The sequence below is a fragment of the Planktothrix sp. FACHB-1355 genome (assembly GCF_014748295.1).
GTDB lineage: Bacteria > Cyanobacteriota > Cyanobacteriia > Cyanobacteriales > Aerosakkonemataceae > Aerosakkonema > Aerosakkonema funiforme_A.
In genome coordinates this window covers 1-5237 of the sequence record NZ_JACJUP010000401.1, presented here as the reverse complement: position 1 = coordinate 5237, position 5237 = coordinate 1, and the positions used below count along the sequence as shown (strand labels likewise).

Annotated in this window: 8 protein-coding genes; 4 read left to right on the top strand and 4 right to left on the bottom strand. The window is 47.2% G+C overall.

From position 1 onward, the window contains the following. Window positions 1–107: 107 nt before the first annotated feature. From H6S82_RS16920 to H6S82_RS16905, 4 genes are all read left to right on the top strand, one after another. Entirely contained in the window at window positions 108–335 is a 228-nt protein-coding gene (locus tag H6S82_RS16920) for a histidine kinase dimerization/phospho-acceptor domain-containing protein (RefSeq protein WP_190468501.1), read from the top strand. Window positions 336–492: 157 nt separating this feature from the next. Beyond that, on the top strand, window positions 493–813 hold the full coding sequence (locus tag H6S82_RS16915; protein WP_190468503.1) for a hypothetical protein: 321 nt from the start codon (window positions 493–495) through the stop codon (window positions 811–813). After that, window positions 810–1178 carry an aspartyl protease gene (locus tag H6S82_RS16910; protein ID WP_190468506.1) on the top strand — a complete coding sequence of 123 codons (369 nt, stop codon included), beginning with the start codon at window positions 810–812 and terminating at the stop codon, window positions 1176–1178. Before H6S82_RS16915 ends, H6S82_RS16910 begins: the two co-directional genes overlap by 4 nt. Before the next feature lie 67 nt (window positions 1179–1245). Next, window positions 1246–2208 (top strand): alcohol dehydrogenase catalytic domain-containing protein, encoded by a 963-nt coding sequence (locus H6S82_RS16905; RefSeq protein ID WP_190468509.1) that lies wholly within the window; start codon window positions 1246–1248, stop codon window positions 2206–2208. A gap of 17 nt (window positions 2209–2225) precedes the next feature. On the opposite strand, the gene H6S82_RS16900 is transcribed toward H6S82_RS16905, so the two are convergent. The 4 genes from H6S82_RS16900 to H6S82_RS16885 all read right to left on the bottom strand — a co-directional run bounded on the left by H6S82_RS16900 (window position 2226) and on the right by H6S82_RS16885 (window position 5098). Continuing rightward, window positions 2226–2510 carry a hypothetical protein gene (locus tag H6S82_RS16900; protein WP_190468538.1) on the bottom strand — a complete coding sequence of 95 codons (285 nt, stop codon included), beginning with the start codon at window positions 2508–2510 and terminating at the stop codon, window positions 2226–2228. A gap of 39 nt (window positions 2511–2549) precedes the next feature. Continuing rightward, window positions 2550–3599, bottom strand: coding sequence for a chlorophyll synthase ChlG (gene chlG, locus H6S82_RS16895; RefSeq protein WP_190468513.1), 1050 nt, complete (start codon window positions 3597–3599; stop codon window positions 2550–2552). Window positions 3600–3721: 122 nt separating this feature from the next. Continuing rightward, complete coding sequence (locus H6S82_RS16890) at window positions 3722–4891, bottom strand: ArsA family ATPase (protein ID WP_190468516.1); 1170 nt, start codon at window positions 4889–4891, stop codon at window positions 3722–3724. Window positions 4892–4900: 9 nt separating this feature from the next. Further along, window positions 4901–5098, bottom strand: a complete 198-nt coding sequence (locus tag H6S82_RS16885) for a cytochrome b6f subunit family protein (RefSeq protein ID WP_190468519.1) — start codon at window positions 5096–5098, stop codon at window positions 4901–4903. Window positions 5099–5237 lie beyond the last annotated feature (139 nt).

Sequence of the window (5237 nt, the reverse complement as noted above, 5' to 3'; positions counted from 1 at the left end):
TGACCGCTCTCGTCATCTTTGGAAGCTATTTACAATCACTGTGCGAATTACAAGCATAGCTCATAGTAATAAAGACCAAAATTGAAAATGACTACCTATTAACTCAAATGACACAAGAAGAAATTAGTGCAGTAAAAAGCAAATTTTTTGCCACAGTTGCTCACGATTTGCGTACTCCTTTGACTGCCATTTTGCTATCTACAGAATTGCTTGAAACATACGGTCATGAAACACCTGAAGAAAAAAAACGCCAATATCTTCGTTGTATTCGAGAAGCAGCAGAAGAAATTAACAAATTACTTAATGATGCTTTAGATACTTATGGCATAGAGTAAAGAAGGCATCGGGTGAATTGGTTGAAATATGTACTTTTGCAAGTCGCCCGTAAATAGCATTAGGGCGACTTTAAGTTTAAATTTTTAGGCGCTCGCTCGTTCATCAACCTCTTCTTGATAAAATCAAGTTGACTGCGTTTTTAAGAGGATAGTACCGATGACCGAAAAAACTCATATACGAGTACCGCGTGGTAGCCGCATTTTTCCCGATCGCCCTCGTCTTTCCGACGCCGAACTAGCCAAACGCAAAGCGGAAGATGAAGCATTTGCCCAACGCTGTCGCGAGATTTTTAGGCGAGTTTACCCGGAATTGGTTAAGAATCATTACAACTGGGCTGTTATGATCGAACCAAAAAGTGGAGACTATTTTGTTGCGCCCGATCCAGAAGTAGCTTTCCAAAAAGCTCGTCAGAAACACCCAAATGCGAAAATTATGGAAATGCGTTTGAATGAGACAGGGGCTTGTGGCAGGATATGATTCAAGGATATTTTGGTGAAAAAGGTGAGCTATTTTTTGAAATTGAGTTGATAGGGGATGATGGTTCTGTCGTGACAGTTAATGCTTTGCTAGATACGGGGTTTACTGACTGGTTGGCAATGGATATCCAAGATGCAGAAAGTTTGGGCTGGACATTTATACGCCAACTAGAGATGCGAATTGCACGGGGAAATGCTCTATTTAATCTCTACGTGGGAAGCGTTTTATTTGATGGTCAAGAATTTACTATTCCCGTTTTAGGTGGGAGAGAAATTCCTGAGTTTTTAATCGGTTTACCTTGGCTGGAAAATTGGCGGTTAGTCGTAGATCGAAAAGCAGGTTTGCTGACGTTGGGGGAAGATTGAGGAAAGGCACGCATGACACGGATATAAAATAAAAACAATTCACCATCTGTTCTATCTCTTACCTACCATGAAAGCCCTCTGGCTAGAAAACAACCAACTCCAACTCCGTACCGATGTCCCCATTCCCACGCCACCACCGGGGGAAGCACTCGTGCGGGTAGTGCGTGCTGGTATCTGCAACACCGATTTGGAATTACTCAGAGGCTATTATCCCTACACTGGTATTTTAGGTCATGAATTTGTCGGGATTGTGGAACAGGGGCCGATCGAACTGCAAAATAAACGGGTAGTGGGAGAAATTAACGCAGTTTGCGGTGAGTGTCGGTTTTGTCGCAACGGATACCCGACTCACTGCGAAAATCGCACCGTTTTGGGAATTGTCAATCGCAATGGCACTTTTGCAGAATATCTAACTTTGCCAATAAAAAATCTGCATTCAGTACCGGATAACGTGCCAACCGATGTAGCTACTTTTACTGAACCTGTGGCAGCAGCTTTGGAAATTCAGCAGCAGGTGAAAATAACTGCAAACGATCGCGTCCTAGTTGTAGGTGATGGTAAGTTAGGACAATTGGTAGCGCAGACATTGGCGCTGACTGGCTGCGATTTATCAGTTGTCGGGCGTCATCGTCAAAAATTGGATTACTTAGCCGCACTTGGTATCGAAACTGGCTTTGCCGATATGGTTCGCGATCGCACTTTCGATCTCTCAGTTGAATGTACTGGTAATCCTGAAGGATTTGCGATCGCTCGTCGCGCCCTCCGCCCTCGTGGTACTCTGGTCTTGAAAAGCACCTATGCTGGGCATCTCACTTTCGATGCGTCTTCTCTAGTGGTAGATGAAATTACTCTGATCGGTTCTCGTTGCGGCCCTTTCCCAAAAGCGTTAGAGATTATATCACAAAATAAGGTAAATGTCAATTACTTGATTCAAGAGCGGTATGAATTGGAAAATGCGATCGCCGCATTCGATCGCGCCCAACAAAGAGGTATTTTGAAAGTATTGTTAGAAATTAGTGCAGATTCTTAGAAATGAACCCGATTAAATCAGTACAAAGTATAAGTTTTCGGGCAATAATCGGGACATTCGATCGCATCCTCAGAATTAGCAATATGGGGATGCACCGTACACTTAAGACGATAGTCGTTAGTAAAAAACTGGCAGCCAGGGCAAGGGATTTGGTGCATCCGCTTAGCCCTGGTGACACTATGGTTAAAAGCCGACCACAGATTCCCAGCCAAAAGAAACATCAATGCCCAGGCTAAGAAAAAGCAAAACGGCACCAAAAAAGGTTGGATGGTATGAATCAGCGGATAAAGCAGTTGGAACACGGCAATTCGCTTATCGAAGTTGAACAAGTATTTCTCATGTTATACCCCGGCGTGCCCCAACGCCAAACCTGCCACCAGCATCCCCAAAACTAGGAAAGGCTGGGCGCTTGCTTGATACTTGACATCATTTTTCAGGGGGTCGCGCAGAAAATACATATCCTGAAAAGTGATTTGCGGAATCACAAGCAGCAGCAGAATAGTGGCGTATAAATTCTGGTGAATCGCGATCAAATAGGCAGCAATACCAGCTTGAAAAATATCGATCGCCAGCACGCAAATCCAAGCCGCCGTTGTAACGCCAAACATCACCGGCAGGGACTGCAAACCTAATTGCCTGTCTCCTTCCACACTTTTAAAATCGTTGACAACCGCAATTCCCAAACCAGCCAAACTGTAAAACAAAGTCAGAATCACAATTGTAGAATTGAGGTCGCCAAACAAAGCATGACCTGCCCACCAAGGCAAAGCAATATAACTGGCACCCAAAGCGTAATTGCCCAGCCAGCCATTTTTTTTCAGTTTCAGGGGTGGCGCAGAATAAATATAAGACAGGAACGAACCGCCTATCGCCAGAACAGTAATCGTGGGAAAGGTGTGACCAGCCCACAGATCGAGGGCGTATGCCAATCCAATTCCTGCAAGTAACAGCACCCAAACTTGGGTAATTACTTGGGGAATAGAGATTGCACCTGATGGAATCGGGCGATAGGGTTCGTTAATGGCGTCGATATCCTTGTCGTAAAAATCGTTAATGGTTTGGGTATAACCCGCCAGCAATGGCCCAGACATCAACATACACGCAGCCGCTATCAGCACGTTTTCCAATGTCCAAGTGTAGTTACCGGAGGAAGCCGCACCGCAGACTACTCCCCAAATCAGGGGAATCCAGGTAATCGGCTTCATCAGTTGCAAGCGGATTTTCCAAATATTAGTTTCCCCCGATGCGGCACCTTTCATACCTAGCATCTGCCGCGTTTTGGCAGTGCGATCGGTAGTGCTAACATTAGCCTCTACTGGCAGCGGCTGTGCCAATTCTGGAGTATTGGTTTCGGGATGGGGGGAAAACTGGGAGGGAGTGGGGTCAGACATATGGATTTTAGATTTTGGATTTTAGATTTTGGATTCAATGAAAGAGGAAATCTACCAAAATCGTGACGAGAAATAGGTTCGGCTTTTGGAAATCCGCCAGCCTTATTACCTCCAGCTTCTGGCTAGAAAGAAATAGTTAGATAACTATTTTGGAATTTCGCTCCCTTAACCGGTTGCCCGCTTAACTGGGGAGGAAGGAAAATATTGCGGCGCTGGTCGCCTGCTTCGATCGTCACTTCCGGGCCGTACTGTGTGAGTTTAACTTGCTTTTTGTCAAACCCAGGCAAGAACAGCCGCACTTGACGAGCTGGGATGTCAATTTCTATGGGTTTGGGAGCCCTATAAGCTTGCCGGAAATCTGGCAGCGCCGCCATTAGGGGTTGCCAGTTGCCGCCGCTGCGGGCAGGCATAACGCTGACTGCCAAAGGCGCAAATTCACTGGTTACGCTGTCGGTGACGGCGGCTTCGCGATCGAATGTCTGATAAACCTGTTCTAGGTTTTGCGCTGTCTCGGCTGCCGTTGTGTCTGGCATAGTGGCTTGATTGAGAATGACGCCGCCCACAGTGAGACCGATTTGCTGGGCACTACCCCAAAGGTATTTGGCAGTGGCGATCGCTACTGGGTCGCCCGTACTCACCAAATAAGCCGCCATGCGATGGGGATTGGCTACAGCATCCTTACCTTGGTCTAACAGGTTGTTTACCTGGTTGGTAGGTTGGGCGAAGTTATCCTCGCCCCAATTCACATTTAAGACAGCGCTGGTGACCGGTTGGATAAACGGCGATATGGTTTTCCCCAAATCGGAATTGATAAACAAATTCCGAAAGCGGCGAATGTACCAACTCAGAATTTCCGGCATTCCCAGCATCCGCAGTGTGGTTTGGTCGCCTGTCCCGTCGTAGACGATCGCATCGTATTTCCCGGCAGCGTCGTACTCCCGAATGGCATTTAGCCCCAAGGCACTATCCATTCCCGGCAATACGCCTAACTCTTGACCGAATACTTCTTTGACGATCGGCGTGCGGAGATACTGCGCTTCCAGCTTTTTTAACTCTTCCCAGCTGCGTTCCAGCAGCTGGGCTGTATGAAACTGCACCCCCTGGAGATTAGTCGATATTTCCTGGGGGTCGGGGCCAAGGGTAGCGCCTAAAATCGCACTCATCGCGGGGTCGCTGCCCTGTCCGGCTAGCAGCACGCGCTTTCCTTGGCTAGCTAGCTGTTTGGCAGCAGCGATCGCCACTGTCGTGCGACCGGTGCCACCCTTGCCCAAAAATGTCAAAATCAAGGACATTTGTCTTCCTTAAGCGTTTACGGGTTCTAGTTCGTCTTCAAAGAACCAGGTAGCAAACTTGTCCTCAAACTGGACAACTACTCCCACACCGCTACCATCTACTATTTTGTATCCCTGAATAATGCCCCGCTGTCCCAGTCGTTTGATTACGTTTTCTGGCGCACGATCCCGAAGACGACGGACGCGGACTGTTTGACCGATTTCCATTGCAACACCAAACTATGAACCATTCCACAGTCTATATGTAGTTAGCGCGTTGGGGCTAGGGGTTAGGGGTTAGGGGTTAGGGGCTAGGGAAGAGGGAAGAGGGAAGAGGGAAGAGGGAGAGTGGAGGATTTTATGAAGT